Source organism: Citrifermentans bremense (genome assembly GCF_014218275.1).
Taxonomy (GTDB): domain Bacteria; phylum Desulfobacterota; class Desulfuromonadia; order Geobacterales; family Geobacteraceae; genus Geomonas; species Geomonas pelophila.
In genome coordinates, this window is the sequence record NZ_AP023213.1 from 3,681,530 (window position 1) to 3,697,163 (window position 15,634).

At 58.8% G+C, this 15,634-nt stretch carries 21 protein-coding genes; all 21 read right to left on the reverse strand.

Going from position 1 to position 15,634, the window contains the following annotated elements:
* Nucleotides 1-20 precede the first annotated feature (20 nt).
* Nucleotides 21-419, reverse strand: a complete 399-nt coding sequence (gene rpsH, locus GEOBRER4_RS16235) for a 30S ribosomal protein S8 (RefSeq protein WP_185243171.1) — start codon at nucleotides 417-419, stop codon at nucleotides 21-23.
* Nucleotides 420-453: 34 nt separating this feature from the next.
* Nucleotides 454-639 carry a type Z 30S ribosomal protein S14 gene (locus GEOBRER4_RS16240; protein ID WP_085815230.1) on the reverse strand — a complete coding sequence of 62 codons (186 nt, stop codon included), beginning with the start codon at nucleotides 637-639 and terminating at the stop codon, nucleotides 454-456.
* 20 nt (nucleotides 640-659) lie between these two features.
* On the reverse strand, nucleotides 660-1,199 hold the full coding sequence (gene rplE / locus GEOBRER4_RS16245; protein WP_012529378.1) for a 50S ribosomal protein L5: 540 nt from the start codon (nucleotides 1,197-1,199) through the stop codon (nucleotides 660-662).
* Nucleotides 1,200-1,213: 14 nt separating this feature from the next.
* Nucleotides 1,214-1,540, reverse strand: a complete 327-nt coding sequence (gene rplX / locus GEOBRER4_RS16250) for a 50S ribosomal protein L24 (protein ID WP_012529377.1) — start codon at nucleotides 1,538-1,540, stop codon at nucleotides 1,214-1,216.
* Nucleotides 1,541-1,562: 22 nt separating this feature from the next.
* Nucleotides 1,563-1,931: a 50S ribosomal protein L14 gene (rplN, locus tag GEOBRER4_RS16255; protein ID WP_012529376.1), complete on the reverse strand. Its 369-nt coding sequence runs from the start codon at nucleotides 1,929-1,931 to the stop codon at nucleotides 1,563-1,565.
* A 21-nt stretch (nucleotides 1,932-1,952) separates the two neighbouring features.
* Nucleotides 1,953-2,210, reverse strand: a complete 258-nt coding sequence (gene rpsQ, locus GEOBRER4_RS16260) for a 30S ribosomal protein S17 (protein WP_012529375.1) — start codon at nucleotides 2,208-2,210, stop codon at nucleotides 1,953-1,955.
* 9 nt (nucleotides 2,211-2,219) lie between these two features.
* Nucleotides 2,220-2,408 (reverse strand): 50S ribosomal protein L29, encoded by a 189-nt coding sequence (rpmC, locus tag GEOBRER4_RS16265; protein ID WP_085815231.1) that lies wholly within the window; start codon nucleotides 2,406-2,408, stop codon nucleotides 2,220-2,222.
* Nucleotides 2,398-2,820 carry a 50S ribosomal protein L16 gene (rplP, locus tag GEOBRER4_RS16270; RefSeq protein ID WP_085815232.1) on the reverse strand — a complete coding sequence of 141 codons (423 nt, stop codon included), beginning with the start codon at nucleotides 2,818-2,820 and terminating at the stop codon, nucleotides 2,398-2,400. The genes rpmC and rplP overlap by 11 nt, the downstream gene beginning before the upstream one ends.
* Before the next feature lie 18 nt (nucleotides 2,821-2,838).
* Nucleotides 2,839-3,474, reverse strand: coding sequence for a 30S ribosomal protein S3 (gene rpsC / locus GEOBRER4_RS16275; RefSeq protein ID WP_085815233.1), 636 nt, complete (start codon nucleotides 3,472-3,474; stop codon nucleotides 2,839-2,841).
* A 22-nt stretch (nucleotides 3,475-3,496) separates the two neighbouring features.
* Entirely contained in the window at nucleotides 3,497-3,832 is a 336-nt protein-coding gene (gene rplV / locus GEOBRER4_RS16280; protein ID WP_012529371.1) for a 50S ribosomal protein L22, read from the reverse strand.
* A gap of 21 nt (nucleotides 3,833-3,853) precedes the next feature.
* Nucleotides 3,854-4,135, reverse strand: a complete 282-nt coding sequence (gene rpsS / locus GEOBRER4_RS16285; protein WP_012529370.1) for a 30S ribosomal protein S19 — start codon at nucleotides 4,133-4,135, stop codon at nucleotides 3,854-3,856.
* A gap of 26 nt (nucleotides 4,136-4,161) precedes the next feature.
* Nucleotides 4,162-4,986 carry a 50S ribosomal protein L2 gene (gene rplB / locus GEOBRER4_RS16290; RefSeq protein WP_185243172.1) on the reverse strand — a complete coding sequence of 275 codons (825 nt, stop codon included), beginning with the start codon at nucleotides 4,984-4,986 and terminating at the stop codon, nucleotides 4,162-4,164.
* 23 nt (nucleotides 4,987-5,009) lie between these two features.
* Nucleotides 5,010-5,294: a 50S ribosomal protein L23 gene (locus GEOBRER4_RS16295; RefSeq protein ID WP_185243173.1), complete on the reverse strand. Its 285-nt coding sequence runs from the start codon at nucleotides 5,292-5,294 to the stop codon at nucleotides 5,010-5,012.
* Nucleotides 5,291-5,914, reverse strand: a complete 624-nt coding sequence (gene rplD, locus GEOBRER4_RS16300; protein ID WP_012529367.1) for a 50S ribosomal protein L4 — start codon at nucleotides 5,912-5,914, stop codon at nucleotides 5,291-5,293. Before rplD ends, GEOBRER4_RS16295 begins: the two co-directional genes overlap by 4 nt.
* Nucleotides 5,915-5,932: 18 nt before the next feature.
* Nucleotides 5,933-6,568 (reverse strand): 50S ribosomal protein L3, encoded by a 636-nt coding sequence (gene rplC, locus GEOBRER4_RS16305; RefSeq protein ID WP_185243174.1) that lies wholly within the window; start codon nucleotides 6,566-6,568, stop codon nucleotides 5,933-5,935.
* A gap of 21 nt (nucleotides 6,569-6,589) precedes the next feature.
* Nucleotides 6,590-6,898, reverse strand: a complete 309-nt coding sequence (rpsJ, locus tag GEOBRER4_RS16310; protein ID WP_012529365.1) for a 30S ribosomal protein S10 — start codon at nucleotides 6,896-6,898, stop codon at nucleotides 6,590-6,592.
* Between the two features lie 107 nt (nucleotides 6,899-7,005).
* Nucleotides 7,006-8,196, reverse strand: coding sequence for an elongation factor Tu (gene tuf, locus GEOBRER4_RS16315; RefSeq protein WP_085815242.1), 1,191 nt, complete (start codon nucleotides 8,194-8,196; stop codon nucleotides 7,006-7,008).
* Nucleotides 8,197-8,229: 33 nt separating this feature from the next.
* Nucleotides 8,230-10,308, reverse strand: coding sequence for an elongation factor G (fusA, locus tag GEOBRER4_RS16320; protein ID WP_185243175.1), 2,079 nt, complete (start codon nucleotides 10,306-10,308; stop codon nucleotides 8,230-8,232).
* 51 nt (nucleotides 10,309-10,359) lie between these two features.
* Complete coding sequence (gene rpsG / locus GEOBRER4_RS16325) at nucleotides 10,360-10,830, reverse strand: 30S ribosomal protein S7 (RefSeq protein ID WP_015838552.1); 471 nt, start codon at nucleotides 10,828-10,830, stop codon at nucleotides 10,360-10,362.
* Nucleotides 10,831-10,853: 23 nt separating this feature from the next.
* On the reverse strand, nucleotides 10,854-11,225 hold the full coding sequence (gene rpsL, locus GEOBRER4_RS16330) for a 30S ribosomal protein S12 (protein ID WP_012529361.1): 372 nt from the start codon (nucleotides 11,223-11,225) through the stop codon (nucleotides 10,854-10,856).
* 161 nt (nucleotides 11,226-11,386) lie between these two features.
* Entirely contained in the window at nucleotides 11,387-15,535 is a 4,149-nt protein-coding gene (gene rpoC / locus GEOBRER4_RS16335) for a DNA-directed RNA polymerase subunit beta' (RefSeq protein WP_185243176.1), read from the reverse strand.
* Between the last annotated feature and the right edge of the window lie 99 nt (nucleotides 15,536-15,634).

A 15,634-nucleotide genomic window follows, 5' to 3' on the forward strand; every position in this document is an offset into this window, starting at 1 on the left:
AGCTCCTTAAAGCGAAATGACTACCAGACCGTGCAGAGAACTTCTCCGCCGATGCCCATTTCACGGGCGGTCTTGTCGGTTACCAGCCCCTTCGAAGTCGAGAGGATGGCTACGCCCAGTCCGTTCTTCACCTGCTTGATCTTGTCGGAGTTGACATAGACCCGGCCGCCCGGCTTGCTGATCCTCTTGATCTCGTTGATGACCGGTTCCTTCTCGTCGATGAACTTGAGGTAAACCCGCAGGATACCCTGCTTGTTGTCCGCGATCACCTTGAAGTTCTTGATGAACCCTTCGGCGCGCAGCACCGTGGCGAGGCTCACCTTGAGGTTCGACGAGGGAATGTCAACTTTCTGGTGTTTTGCCATACCAGCGTTCCTGATTCTGGTCAGCATGTCGGTAACTGGATCTGTCATGCACATACAAACTACTCCTCTTTCCTAAATCGGAATCTTTTTACCAACTGGACTTTATCACACCGGGAATCTGACCGAGGTTGGACAGCTTCCTCAGGCAGATCCTGCACATGTCAAATTTCCGGTAGTAAGCTCTGGGGCGGCCGCACAAAGGGCAGCGATTACGCTCGCGCACCTTGAACTTGTTCCCTCTCTGAGCCTTTATGATCATAGATGTCTTAGCCACGGAGTTCCTCCAAACCTGTATTAGTTCCTGAACGGCAGACCCATCAGCTTGAGCAGGGCTTTCCCCTCAGCGTCGGTCTTTGCCGTGGTCACGATCGTGATATTGAGGCCCTTGATCTTGTCGACCTTGTCGTAATCGATCTCGGGGAAGATCAACTGCTCCTTGACGCCCAGGGAGTAGTTACCCTTGCCGTCGAAGGCCTTGCCGGAGATCCCCTTGAAGTCGCGGACGCGCGGCAGCGATACGCTAACCAGGCGGTCGAGGAACTCGTACATCTTCTCGCGGCGCAACGTCACGGCGCAGCCGATAGGCATCCCCTGGCGCAGTTTGAAGCCCGCGATGGACTTCTTCGCCTTGGTGATGACCGGGCGCTGCCCCGTGATGGCGGCCAGTTCCTCTGCTGCGGAGTCCAGGATCTTGACGTTCTGGATCGCCTCGCCGAGGCCCATGTTGACCACGATCTTCACCAGCTTGGGGACTTCCATGATGTTCTTGTAATTCTGGTCCTTCATGAGGGCCGGAACCATCTCTTTATTGTAAAGCTCAGCTAGCCGTGCCATTGCAATCCTCCAAACTATTTATCGAAAGACTCGCCGCATTTTACGCAGCAGCGCGCCTTCTTACCGTCTTCGAGTACGGTGGTTTTGGTCCTGACCGGCTTGTTGCACTTCCCGCAGAGCAGCATGACGTTGGAGATGTGCACCGGAGCTTCCTTCTCCAGGATGCCCCCCTGCTCGGACCCGCGGGGCTTCTGGTGGCGCTTGACCACGTTGACCCCTTCGACGATGACCCCGTCCTTCTTGGGATGGATGGAGATCACCTTGCCGCTTTTGGAGCGGTCCTTGCCCGCGATGACCACGACGGTGTCGTTTTTCTTTACATGTAATTTTTTGCCCAGCATCTCTTATTCTCCAGGATCTTGTCTAAAGTACCTCGGGGGCGAGGGATATGATCTTCATGAACTTCTTGGCGCGAAGTTCCCTGGCGACCGGCCCGAAGATACGAGTGCCGACCGGCTCCTTGGCGTTGTTGATGACCACGCCGGAGTTGGTGTCGAAACGGATGTAGGAGCCGTCAGGACGTCCCACAGCCTTGGCGGTGCGCACCACGACAGCCTTCACCACGTCACCCTTTTTCACCTTCGAATTGGGGAGAGCTTCCTTCACGGAAGCGACGATGATGTCGCCAATCCCGGCGTAACGGCGCTTGGAGCCGCCGAGCACTTTAATGCAAAAGAGCTTCTTCGCGCCGGAGTTGTCCGCCACGTCCAATAGTGTCTGCATCTGAATCATTGTTTAACTCCCGGCGAGCCCTTAACCCTTGGACTCGATAATCTGTCTGATTTTCCAGCGCTTGTCCTTGGAAAGCGGACGAGTCTCTACGATGAGGACGCGGTCGCCGATCTTCGCGGCATTGTCCATGTCGTGCGCCTTGTACTTGGCGGAGCGCTTGATGTACTTGTTGTAGACGGGGTGCTTCACCAGACGGTCGACTTTCACTACCGCGGTCTTGTCCATCTTGTCGCTGACGACCACACCGACCTGAGTTTTCCTGTTGCCTCTTTCGCTCATATATATCTCTTAGCCTCTCTTTTCACGGAGTATGGTCTTCACGCGGGCGATGTCCTTCCTCAGGTTGGAAACCTTGGAAGTGTTTTCCAGCCGCCCGGTGTGAAGCTGAAACTTCACGTTGAAGAGTTCCTTGGTCAGCTCCGTGCCTTTGGCTTCGAGCTCAGCAGCCGTCGCTTTTTTCAGTTCGTTAGCCTTCATTGATTTCCGTCCTTGTGATGAACTTGCTGGCTACGGGGAGCTTGTGCGCCGCGAGCCTGAACGCCTCGCGCGCTACTTCCTCGCTGACCCCTTCCATCTCGTAAAGGATCCTGCCCGGCTTGATGACGCAAACCCAGGAGTCCGGGGAGCCTTTCCCCTTACCCATACGGGTCTCGGCAGGTTTCGAGGTGAGCGGTTTGTCCGGGAAAATACGGATCCAGATCTTGCCACCCCTCTTGATGTAACGGGTCATAGCGATACGGGCAGCTTCGATCTGGCGGGAGTCCAGCCAGCCGCACTCGGTGGCCTGCAGGCCGAAGTCGCCGAAGGCGAGCTCAACGCCGCGCTGCGGAGTACCGGTCATGCGCCCCTTCATCTGCTTTCTATACTTAACTTTCTTGGGCATTAACATCGCAAAAAACTCCTGTTCCTATTTTTTAGCGGAGAGCACTTCACCCTTGAAGAGGAGCACTTTTACGCCGATGATCCCGTAGGTGGTCTTCGCCTCGGCGAAGCCGTAATCGATGTCCGCGCGCAACGTGTGCAGCGGCACCCTCCCCTCGCGGTACCATTCCGTCCTGGACATCTCTGCGCCGCCCAGACGGCCCGAGCAGGTAATCCTGATCCCTTTGGCGCCGAACTTGAGCGTCGAGGTGACGCTCTTTTTCATGGCACGGCGGAACGCGATACGGCGCTCCAGCTGCATGGCCACGTTCTCGGCGACGAGCTGTGCGTCCAGCTCGGGCTTCCTGACTTCCTGTATGTTAAGGTAGACCTCTTTGTCGGTGAGCTTGGCCAGCTCCTTCTTCAGGGTCTCGACCTCGGAGCCCTTCTTACCGATGATGAGGCCCGGACGGGCGGTGTAGATATTTATCTTCGCCTTGCCCGCAGCGCGCTCGATCTCGATCTTGGAGACGCCGGAATGATACAGCCTTTTTTTAAGGAAATTGCGCAGCTTCAGATCTTCGTGAAGAAGCTTTGCATAATCTTTTTCCGCGTACCATTTCGAATCCCAGGTTTTAATAACCCCGAGTCTGAACCCGATAGGATTTACTTTCTGACCCAAAACATCACCTCCGACCCGTTTCTTATTTCTTTTCCGCAAGGACCACGGTAATGTGGCTCGTCGGTTTTCTGATCTTGCTGGCCCGGCCCATGGCGCGGGGGGTGAAGCGCTTAAGTACTGCGCCGCCGTCGACGAAAATCGTCTTGACGAAGAGTTTGTCCACATCGGAGCAACCCTTCTGCTCGGCGTTGGCCACGGCAGAGGAGAGGAGCTTCGAGATGAGCTTCGCCGACGGTTGCGGCGAAAAACGCAGAGTGTTCAGCGCAGTCTGAATGCCCTTGCCCCTGACGAGATCCACGACCAGGCGTGTCTTTCTCGGAGAGAGGCGGACAGAGGATAATTTAGCCGATGATTCCATTACAAAACTCCTTTAGGGACCTTACTTCTTCTTGAGCTTGCTCTTCTTGTCAGCAGCGTGGCCGTAGAAGGTCCTGGTGGGTGAGAACTCGCCCATCTTGTGGCCGACCATGTTCTCGGTGACGAACACAGGGATGAACTTCTTGCCGTTGTGCACCGCGAAGGTGAGTCCGATGAACTCGGGGATGATGGTCGAGCGACGCGACCAGGTCTTGATCACCTTCTTGCTGCCGGCCTGTTCTGCCTGGGCTTTCGCTTCCAGATGTCCGTCGACGAAAGGCCCCTTCTTTATAGATCTTGCCATCTTTTAAAATCCTCTATCCAGATGATTTATTTGGTGCGTTTCTTCACGATGAACGGGGTGGAACGCTTGTTGGTGCGCGTCTTGTAACCCTTCGTCGGGATACCCCACGGGGTTACCGGGTGACGGCCACCGGAGGTCCTGCCCTCGCCACCGCCGTGCGGGTGGTCGACCGGGTTCATCGCGACGCCCCTTACGTGGGGGCGTACGCCGAGCCAGCGGGAGCGGCCCGCCTTGCCGATGGAGACGTTCTCGTGATCCACGTTGCCCACCTGGCCGATGGTCGCCTTGCAGTCCATCAGGATCATGCGGACTTCGCCGGAGGGGAGCTTCACCTGGCCGTACTTCCCTTCTTTGGCCATGAGCTGTGCGAAGGTGCCGGCGGAGCGCGCAAGCTGTGCGCCCTTGCCGATCTTCAGCTCGATGTTGTGAATGATAGTACCCAGCGGGATGCACCTGATGGGGAGCGCGTTGCCCGGCTTGATGTCGGCCTGCTCGCTGGAGATAACGGCGTCACCCACTTTCAGGGAAAGCGGAGCCAGAATGTAGCGCTTCTCGCCGTCTGCGTAGTTAAGAAGAGCGATGCGCGCGCTGCGGCACGGATCGTACTCGATGCTGGCGACCTTGGCCGGGATGTCGGTCTTGTCACGGCGGAAGTCGATAATCCTGTACTTCTGCTTGTGACCACCACCGACGTTCCTGGAAGTGATGCGGCCATTCGAGTTCCTGCCGCCGCTTTTCTTGAGGTTTTCAACGAGGGACCTCTCGGGCTTGCAGGCAGTGATCTCCTCGAAGGTCGAGCAGGTCTGCGCCCTTCTACCCGGAGAAGTAGGTTTGTAAGTTTTTATAGCCATTATCTAAATCCCCACAGATATTTTTATGCTTCGAAGAAATCTACGTTGGAACCCTCTTTCAGGGTGACGTACGCCTTCTTCCAGTTAGAACGCTTGCCGATGCCCTTGGCGGTGCGCTTGGTTTTGCCGGCCACGTTGACGGTGTTGACGGCGGAAACCTGCGCGTTGAAGAGCTTCTCGACGGCCGCCTTGATCTCTATCTTGTTGGCCGCGCCGTTCACCACGAAAGCGACGACGTTCTTGTCGTCTTTCTCTACCGTGGTCTTCTCAGTGATGAGAGGTTTCTTTATGACGTCATAAATGTTCATGACTGTAATGCTCCTTCAACACGACGAACGGCTGCCTCGGTAAAGACGACGCTCTGGTATTTCATAATGTCGAAAATATTGAGACCTTCAGGACCCAGCACCTTGACGTGTTTCACATTGCGGGCGGACAGTTCTAAAGTGGGAGTCGCAGTATCAGTGATAACGAGCGTCTTGTCAAGGTTAAAAGCAGTTAGTACCTCAACAAATGCCTTTGTCTTGATGGAGGGAAGCTCCAAGCTGTTCACCACGGTGATTGCGTCCTTCTTGTAGAGCATCGAAAGAGCGCTTCTCAGCGCGGCCTTCCTCGCCTTCTTGTTCATGGAGAGGTTGTAGTCTTTCGGCTGCGGACCGAAGGCGACGCCGCCGCCCGGGTACTGGGGAGCCCTGCGGCAACCCTGGCGGGCCTGGCCGGTTCCCTTCTGCTTGAACGGCTTCTTGCCGGAACCTGCCACCAGGGCGCGGTTCTTGACGGCAACGGTACCCTGCCTGCGGTTAGCGAGCTGGATCTTTACGGCCTCGTGGATCAGGTACTCGCGGACGTCGTCGTTGAAGACTGCGTCGTCGAGCTCGATCTCACCGACCTTTGCTTTCTTGATGTCAAATACGTCTAGCTTTGCCATAACTATCTCCAGCCCCCGTTATTTCTTCGCCTTGACGGAGTCCTTGATCAGGACAACGCCGTTGGCGGAACCGGGGATCGCTCCACCGAGCAGAATCAGATTGTCAGCAGCGTCAACGCGAACCACCTTGAGGCGCTGCACGGTCACCTTCTCGTTACCGAGCTGGCCCGGCATCTTCTTGTTCTTGAAAACCCTGGAGGGGGTCGCGGAGCAGCCGATGGAGCCCGGAGCACGGTGGAAACGGGAGCCGTGGCTCGACCGTCCGCCTTTGAAGCCCCAGCGCTTGATGACGCCGGCAAAACCCTTACCGATGGAGGTGCCGGTCACGTCGACCAGGTCGCCTTCCTCGAAAACCGCAGCCTCAATCACGTCGCCCAGGTTGTAGGCGTCGGTGTCGTCCATGCGCAGTTCGCGGTAGTGGGTGAACACGCCCGCGCCGGCACCCTTGCAGTGCCCGACCTGTGCTGCGTTAGCCCTGGAGGCTTCCTTCGCTCCGAAACCGACCTGTATGGCGGAGTAGCCGTCCTTTGCCACGCTCTTCTTCTGGACGACGACGCACGGCCCAGCCTCGACGACGGTAACAGCGATGCGTCTGCCGTCTTCGGCGAATATCTGGGTCATCCCCAGCTTTTTCCCAATCAATCCCTTATTCATGGTCGACTTCCTATCCTTGTATTAAAGCTTGATCTCGACGTCCACACCTGCGGAGAGGTCGAGTTTCATCAGAGCGTCAACAGTCTGCTGAGTCGGCTCGAGGATGTCGATCAGGCGTTTGTGGGTCCTGATCTCGAACTGCTCGCGCGACTTCTTGTCGACGTGCGGTCCACGAAGCACGCAGTACTTGTTGATCACGGTCGGCAGCGGGATCGGGCCGGCAACGCGTGCCCCGGTCCGTTTCGCGGTGTCGACGATCTCGCCAACAGAGGTATCAAGCAGCTTGTGGTCGTATGCTTTCAAGCGAATTCTAATTTTCTGACTAGGCATCTCTTCCTCGTGATGAAACAAGTTTTCAGTTTACAGCCGAAGTTTCCGGCAGGACCGCACAGGCGGCCCGCCGGAAACCGGGATGAAAACCGTATGTTTTTCTGTTCTTATTCGATGATGGAGGCTACAACACCTGCGCCGACGGTACGGCCGCCTTCGCGGATTGCGAAACGCAGACCTTCGTCCATCGCGATCGGGGTGATCAGGTTGACGGTCACCGAGACGTTGTCGCCCGGCATGACCATCTCTACGCCAGCCTCGAGGTCAACCACGCCGGTCACGTCGGTGGTCCTGAAGTAGAACTGCGGACGGTAGCCGTTGAAGAACGGGGTGTGGCGGCCGCCTTCCTCTTTGGAGAGGATGTAGGCTTCTGCCTTGAACTTGGTGTGCGGGGTGATGGAACCCGGCTTGGCCAGAACCTGGCCGCGCTCGATCTCTTCACGCTTCACGCCGCGGAGCAGTGCGCCGATGTTGTCGCCTGCGCGGCCTTCGTCGAGGAGCTTACGGAACATCTCGACGCCGGTTACGGTGGTCTTGGTGGTGGCTTTCATGCCGACGATCTCGACCTCTTCGCCGACCTTCACGATCCCGCGCTCTACACGACCGGTTGCGACGGTACCGCGACCGGAGATGGAGAACACGTCCTCGACCGGCATCAGGAAGGGCTTGTCGATGGCGCGCTGCGGCTCCGGGATGTAGGTGTCGACAGCTTCCATCAGCTTCATGATGGCCTGCTCGCCCAGCTCGCCCTGGTCACCTTCAAGCCCTTTCAGAGCGGAACCCTTGATGATGGGGATATCGTCGCCCGGGAAGTCGTAGGAGGAGAGAAGTTCGCGAACTTCCAGCTCGACCAGCTCGAGGAGTTCCTCGTCGTCCACCATGTCGGCCTTGTTCAGGAACACGACGATGTAGGGGACGCCGACCTGACGTGCGAGCAGGATGTGCTCGCGGGTCTGCGGCATCGGGCCGTCTGCTGCGGAAACGACCAGGATGGCGCCGTCCATCTGCGCTGCACCGGTGATCATGTTCTTTACGTAGTCGGCGTGACCCGGGCAGTCGACGTGAGCGTAGTGACGCTTGTCGGTCTCGTACTCGACGTGGGCGGTAGCGATGGTGATACCACGCTCGCGCTCTTCCGGTGCGTTGTCGATCTGGTCGAACGCCTTGAACTCGGCCTGGCCCTTGCCTGCGAGCACCTTGGTGATCGCTGCGGTCAGGGTGGTCTTGCCGTGGTCGACGTGACCGATGGTGCCGATGTTAACGTGCGGCTTGGTTCTTTCAAATTTAGCTTTTGCCATTTCGGAATCCTCCTCGATAGGGAAATTGAATAATTAGCCTTTGACCTTCGCTACTATTTCCTCGGCGACAGACTTCGGCACCGGCTCGTAATGATCGAAGGTCATGGAGTACGTTGCACGACCCTGGGTTGCGGAACGCAGGTCAGTGGAGTAGCCGAACATCTGTGCCAGCGGCACCATCGATGCGACCACCTGTGCGCCTGCGCGCCCTTCCATCCCCATGATGCGGCCGCGGCGGGAGTTCAAGTCGCCGATGACGTCGCCCATGTACTCCTCCGGAACCACGACTTCAACCGACATGATCGGCTCGAGGATGATCGGCGAGGCCTTCTGGCAGCCTTCCTTGAAGCCCATGGAACCTGCGATCTTGAAGGCCATCTCCGAGGAGTCGACCTCGTGGTAGGAACCGTCGACCAGGGTGACCTTCACGTCCACCACCGGGAAGCCGGCCATGACGCCGTTGTCGAGCGATTCCTTGATCCCTTTGTCGACCGCAGGGATGTACTCGCGGGGAACGACGCCCCCCTTTATGGCGTCGACGAACTCGTAACCCTTCCCTGCCTCCTGCGGCTCGATCTCGAGCCAGACGTGGCCGAACTGACCGCGGCCGCCGGACTGGCGTACGAACTTCCCTTCCGCCTTGACCTTCTTGGTGATGGTCTCGCGGTAGGCGACCTGCGGCTTGCCGACGTTCGCCTCAACCTTGAACTCGCGGAACAGACGGTCCACGATGATCTCGAGGTGCAGCTCGCCCATGCCGGAGATGATGGTCTGACCGGTCTCCTCGTCCGTTTTGACGCGGAAGGAGGGGTCCTCGGAAGCGAGCTTGCCGAGCGAGATGCCCAGCTTCTCCTGGTCGGCCTTGGTCTTCGGCTCGATGGCGATGGAGATGACCGGCTCGGGGAACTCGATGGACTCGAGGATGACGGCATGGTCCTCGGCGCAGAGCGTGTCGCCCGTGGTGGTGTATTTAAGGCCTACCGCGGCGGCGATATCGCCGGCGTAGACTTCCTTGATCTCTTCACGCTTGTTGGCGTGCATCTTCAGGATGCGGCCGATCCTCTCGCGCTTGCCCTTGGTGGCGTTGTACACGTAGGAGCCGGACTGGATCACGCCGGAGTAGACGCGGAAGAAGCAGAGCTGCCCCACGAACGGGTCGGTCATGATCTTGAAGCCCAGGGCCGCGAACGGCTCGGAGTCGGATGCATGACGCTCGATCGGCGCGTCGGTGTTGGCGTCGACACCCTGGATAGCGGGGATGTCGGTCGGAGCCGGCATGTAGTCGAGAACCGCGTCAAGCAGGTTCTGAACGCCCTTGTTCTTGAAGGAGGATCCGCATATCACGGGGCAGATCTTGATGTCGAGAGTGGCCTGACGGATGGCAGCCTTCAGTTCCGCGTTGCTGATCTCCTCGCCACCCAGGTACTTCTCCATCAGCACGTCGTCGTGGGAGGAAACTTCCTCGATCAGCGCCTCGCGGTATTCGTTAGCCTGCTCGACCAGGTCCGCCGGGATGTCGATGACGTCGTAGGTTGCGCCCATGGACTCGTCGTTCCAGACGATACCCTTCATCAGGATAAGGTCGACGACGCCCTTGTAGTTCTCCTCGGAGCCGATCGGGATCTGCAGCGGCACAGGGTTCGCCTTGAGGCGGTCTTTGATCATGGCGACGCCACGGAAGAAGTCTGCACCGATGCGGTCCATCTTGTTGATGAACGCGATGCGGGGGACGTGGTACTTGTCAGCCTGACGCCAGACGGTCTCGGACTGGGGCTCGACGCCACCGACCGAGCAGAAGACGGCGACCGCGCCGTCGAGAACACGCAGGGAGCGCTCGACCTCGATGGTGAAGTCGACGTGCCCCGGGGTGTCGATGATGTTGATGCGGTGGTCCTTCCAGTTGCAGGTGGTAGCAGCGGAGGTGATGGTGATGCCGCGCTCCTGCTCCTGCTCCATCCAGTCCATGGTAGCGGCGCCGTCGTGGACTTCGCCGATCCTGTGGGAGACACCGGTGTAGTAGAGGATACGCTCCGTGGTGGTGGTCTTCCCTGCATCTATGTGAGCCATGATCCCGATATTACGGGTCATTTCCAACGAAACCTGACGTGCCACTTACTATCTCCTTCGAGTTGCTCTCTAAGCCTTAATGTGTGCCGCCGAAAGCTACCAGCGGTAGTGGGCGAAGGCGCGGTTCGCCTCTGCCATCTTGTGGGTGTCCTCGCGCTTCTTCACCGCGGAGCCGCGGTTGTTGTACGCGTCAAGGATCTCACCAGCCAGCTTGTCGGTAACAGTCTTCTCGCTCCTGGCGTTGGAGTACTTCACCAGCCAGCGCATCGCCAGGGAGACGCGACGCTCGGGACGCACCTCGACCGGCACCTGGTAGGTGGAACCGCCGACCCTGCGGGACTTGACTTCGAGCATCGGCTTGATGTTGTCCAGGCACTTCTTGAGCACCTTGACCGGCTCTTCACCGGCCTTGCCGGCAGCGATTTCCATCGCCCCGTAAAGGGCCTTCTCTGCGGTCGACTTCTTGCCGTCCAGCATGATTATATTGATGAGCTTGGCAACTACCCTATCCGCATATTTAGGATCTGGAAGAATTACCCGCTTGGCTACTTCTCTTCTTCTTGGCATGTCAAACCTCTCACTTTAATCGGTTACTTGGGTCTTTTGGCCCCGTACTTCGAACGACTCTTCATCCGACCCTTGACGCCGACAGAGTCGAGCGTGCCGCGGACGATGTGGTAACGAACACCCGGAAGGTCCTTGACCCTGCCGCCCCTGATCAGAACGACGGAGTGCTCCTGGAGGTTGTGACCAACACCCGGAATGTAGGAGGTCACCTCAACGCCGTTGGTAAGCCTTACCCTCGCAACCTTGCGGAGTGCGGAGTTCGGTTTCTTCGGGGTTGTGGTGTAAACCCTGGTGCAAACGCCCCTCTTCTGCGGGCAGCTCCTGAGTGCCGGAGCAGTGGATTTATCACCCTTTGACTCCCGACCATGACGAATAAGCTGATTAATAGTTGGCATACATTCCTCTCACGCAATTCTTCCCGCAAGGGAGATGGTCTCCCGGCGGAAGCGACGAAAATAACAGCGCATACGGCGCTTGTCAAGTTTTATTTTGAAAAAAGTGAGAAATCGGTCGGAGGATTCAGGGGAACCCCTCTTCCTCCGACCGAGCATTCAGGCTAGGCTTCTTCTTCGTAGATTTCTTCATCTTCCGGTTCAACTGGCTCCGGAATGATTACTGGCTCCTCAGCAACCATGCGCAGGTTGCGGTAAAGAGCCAATCCCGTTCCCGCCGGGATCAAGCGGCCCATAATCACGTTCTCTTTGAGACCGCGAAGACTATCAACCTTACCTTCTATGGAAGCTTGTGTCAATACTTTTGTTGTTTCCTGGAAGGAAGCAGCAGAAATAAATGACTCGGTAGAAAGCGACGCCTTCGTTATGCCAAGGAGCAGTGACTCAGCCGTTGCAGGACGCCCGCCTTTCTCCATGGCTTTTTCGTTTTCTTCCTCAAAGACCCAGCGCTCGATCTGATCGTCGATGAGCAGATTGGTGTCGCCGACATCCTTGACTCTTACGCGGCGCAGCATCTGACGTACGATGGTCTCGATGTGCTTGTCGTTGATCTTGACGCCCTGGAGTCGATACACCTCCTGGACCTCGTCGACCAGGTACTTGGCCAGCTCTTTCTGACCCAGTACGCGCAGGATGTCGTGCGGGTTGGATGAGCCGTCCATGAGCGCCTCGCCGGCGCGGACATGGTCCCCTTCGTGGACGCTGATGTGCTTCCCTTTGGGGATGAGGTATTCCTTCGGCTCGCCCAGTTCCGGGGTGACCAGGACCTTGCGCTTGCCCTTGGCGTCCTTGCCGAAAGCAACCACGCCGTCGATCTCGGTGATGACCGCGAAGTCCTTGGGCTTTCTCGCCTCGAACAGTTCGGCTACGCGCGGCAGACCACCGGTGATGTCCTTGGTCTTGGTGGTTTCGCGCGGGATCTTGGCGATCACGTCGCCTGCGTTCACTTCGGTGTCTTCCAGCACGTTGATGTTGGAGCCCACCGGGAGGTAGTAGCGTGCCAGGAGGTTCTCGCCGATCTTGGCCGTCTTGCCGCTTTCGTCCTTGATGGTGATGCGCGGACGCTTGTCGGCGTCGCGGGTCTCGATGATGACCTTCCTGGAGAGGCCGGTGACTTCGTCGACCTGCTCCTCCATGGTGACACCCTCGATGACGTCACCGAACTTGACCCGGCCGGCGATCTCGGTGAGGATCGGCATGGTGTACGGGTCCCACTCGGCGACCGACTGCCCCTGGGTGACCTTCTCTTCCGGGCTGACCTTGATCTTCGCGCCGTAGACGACACCGTACTTCTCGCGCTCGCGCCCGGTCTCGTCCACGATGGCGAGCTCGCCGTTGCGGTTCATGACGATGTGGTGCCCTTCCGAGTTGGTGACGTAGTTGATGTTGATGAACTTGGCGAAGCCTTCGTTCCTCGCCTCCAACGCGGTCTGCTCGGCGCGCCTGGAAGCAGTACCACCGATGTGGAAGGTACGCATGGTGAGCTGGGTGCCCGGCTCGCCGATGGACTGGGCGGCAATGACGCCGACCGCCTCGCCGCGGTTCACCAGGTGTCCGCGTGCCAGGTCGCGGCCGTAGCACTTGGCGCAGATGCCGCGGCGGCTCTCGCAGGTGAGCACCGAGCGGATCTTGACCTTCTCGAGGCCGGCGGCCTCGATCTTCGCCACCAGGGTTTCGTCGATCTCCTCGTTGGCCGGGACCAGCACGTCGCCGGTGACCGGGTCGAGGATGTCGTCGAGCGCCACGCGGCCGAGGATGCGGTCGCCGATATGCTCGATGACCTCGCCCCCCTCGGTGAGGGAGGAGACGGTGAGCCCGTCGATGGTGCCGCAGTCCGCCTCGGTGATGATGGCGTCCTGGGCGACGTCGACCAGACGGCGGGTGAGGTAACCGGAGTTCGCCGTCTTGAGCGCGGTATCGGCCAGACCCTTACGTGCGCCGTGGGTGGAGATGAAGTACTGGAGCACGGTGAGACCCTCGCGGAAGTTCGCGGTGATCGGGGTCTCGATGATCTCGCCGGAAGGCTTGGCCATGAGTCCCCTCATCCCTGCCAGCTGGCGGATCTGCTGTGCGCTACCCCTTGCGCCCGAGTCGGCCATCATGTGGATCGCGTTGAAGGAGGGGACCTTCACTTCTTTGCCTTCCGGATCGAGGATGGTGTCGCGGGAGAGGTTGTCCAGCATCTCTTTCGCGATGTCCTCGGTGGATTTCGCCCAGATGTCGATGACCTTGTTGTAGCGCTCGCCGTCGGTGATGAGACCCTCGGTGTACTGATTCTGGATCTCCTGCACCTCTTCCGTCGCGCGGGTGATGATGGCCGACTTTCCTTCCGGGATGACCATGTCGTTGATGGAGATGGAGATACCGGCTTTGGCCGCGTAGCGGAAACCGATCGCCTTCAGCTTGTCGGCGAGGATGACCGTCTCCTTGTTCCCGGCCAGACGGTAGCAGACGTCCACCAGGTTGGAGAGCTCCTTCTTGGTCATGACCTTGTTGATGGTCGCAAAAGGCACCGCGTCCGGCAGGATGTCGCGCAGAAGCACGCGGCCGGTCGTGGTCTCGATCAGGGTGGGCTTCTCGTCGGAGACGAGGTTCTTCATCCTCACCTTGATGCGCGCCTGCAGGTGGATCTCGCCTGCATCCCAGGCGATGTTCACCTCGTCCGGAGAGGCGAAGATCTTACCTTCACCCTGGGCGAAGTACTTCTCGCGGGTCATGTAGTAGATGCCGAGAACCATATCCTGCGACGGCACGATGATCGGCTTGCCGTGCGCCGGCGACAGGATGTTGTTGGTGGACATCATGAGGACGCGCGCCTCCACCTGGCTCTCTACGGAGAGGGGGAGGTGGACCGCCATCTGGTCGCCGTCGAAGTCGGCGTTGAAGGCGGTGCAGACCAGCGGATGGAGCTGGATAGCCTTACCCTCAATCAGGACCGGCTCAAACGCCTGGATGCCGAGCCTGTGCAGGGTCGGGGCGCGGTTCAAGAGGACCGGGTGTTCCTTGATTACCTCCTCCAGAACGTCCCAGACCTCCGGCTTCTCCTTCTCCACCATCTTCTTCGCGCTCTTGATGGTGGTGACGAAGCCACGCTCCTCGAGCTTGTTGTAGATGAACGGCTTGAAGAGCTCCAGAGCCATCTTCTTCGGCAGACCGCACTGGTGCAGGCGCAGTTCCGGGCCGACGACGATAACGGAACGGCCGGAGTAGTCGACACGCTTGCCGAGGAGGTTCTGGCGGAAGCGGCCGCTCTTTCCCTTGAGCATGTCGGAGAGGGACTTCAGCGGGCGCTTGTTCGGGCCTGCAATGGCGCGGCCGCGGCGGCCGTTGTCGAACAACGCGTCGACAGCCTCCTGCAGCATGCGCTTTTCGTTGCGGATGATGACCTCGGGGGCCTGCAGCTCCATCAGGCGCTTCAACCGGTTGTTGCGGTTGATGACGCGACGGTACAGGTCGTTCAGGTCGGAGGTAGCGAAGCGGCCGCCGTCGAGGGGAACCAGCGGGCGGAGCTCCGGCGGCAGGACCGGGATGCACTCGAGGATCATCCACTCGGGCTTGTTGCCGGAGTTCTTGAACGCCTCGATTACCTTGAGGCGTTTGGCGGTCTTCTTGCGCTTGGCCTCTGAAGTCGCCTCCTGCATCTCGATGCGGAGTTGCTCGGAGAGCTGGTCCAGGTCCATCGAGGTGAGGCAGGTGCGGATTGCCGCAGCACCCATGCCGGCCTCGAAGCCGTAGTTGTACTCTTCGAGCGCCTTCTGGTACTGGTCCTCGGAGAAGACGGTGCCGAAGGCAAGGCCGGTTTCCTTCGGGTCGGTCACCACGTAGGCCTCGAAGTAGAGCACCTTCTCGAGGTCCTTAAGCGTTATGTCCATCAGGTTGCCGATCCTGGACGGGAGCGACTTCAGGAACCAGATGTGTGCCACCGGGGTGGCCAGGTCGATGTGACCCAGACGCTCGCGGCGCACCTTGGACGGGATGACCTCGACGCCGCACTTCTCGCAGACGATGCCGCGGTGCTTCATGCGCTTGTACTTGCCGCAGTTGCACTCGTAGTCCTTGGTCGGTCCGAAGATCTTGGCGCAGAACAGGCCGTCGCGCTCCGGCTTGAAGGTACGGTAGTTGATGGTTTCCGGCTTCTTCACTTCCCCGAAGGAACGCTCGCGGATCTTGTCCGGCGAGGAGATCGAGATCTTGATGGAAGAGAAGTGGAGCGGGTCCTTCGGCTTATCGAAAAAGTTAAAAATGTCTTCCAAAGTATATTCCTCCTTAGCAGTAGGAGTTACGTAATCAGTTGAGAGCGTTCCGTCCGACAGTCGGACCAGTCGGACCTGTCAGACTTGTCCGACCTGTCC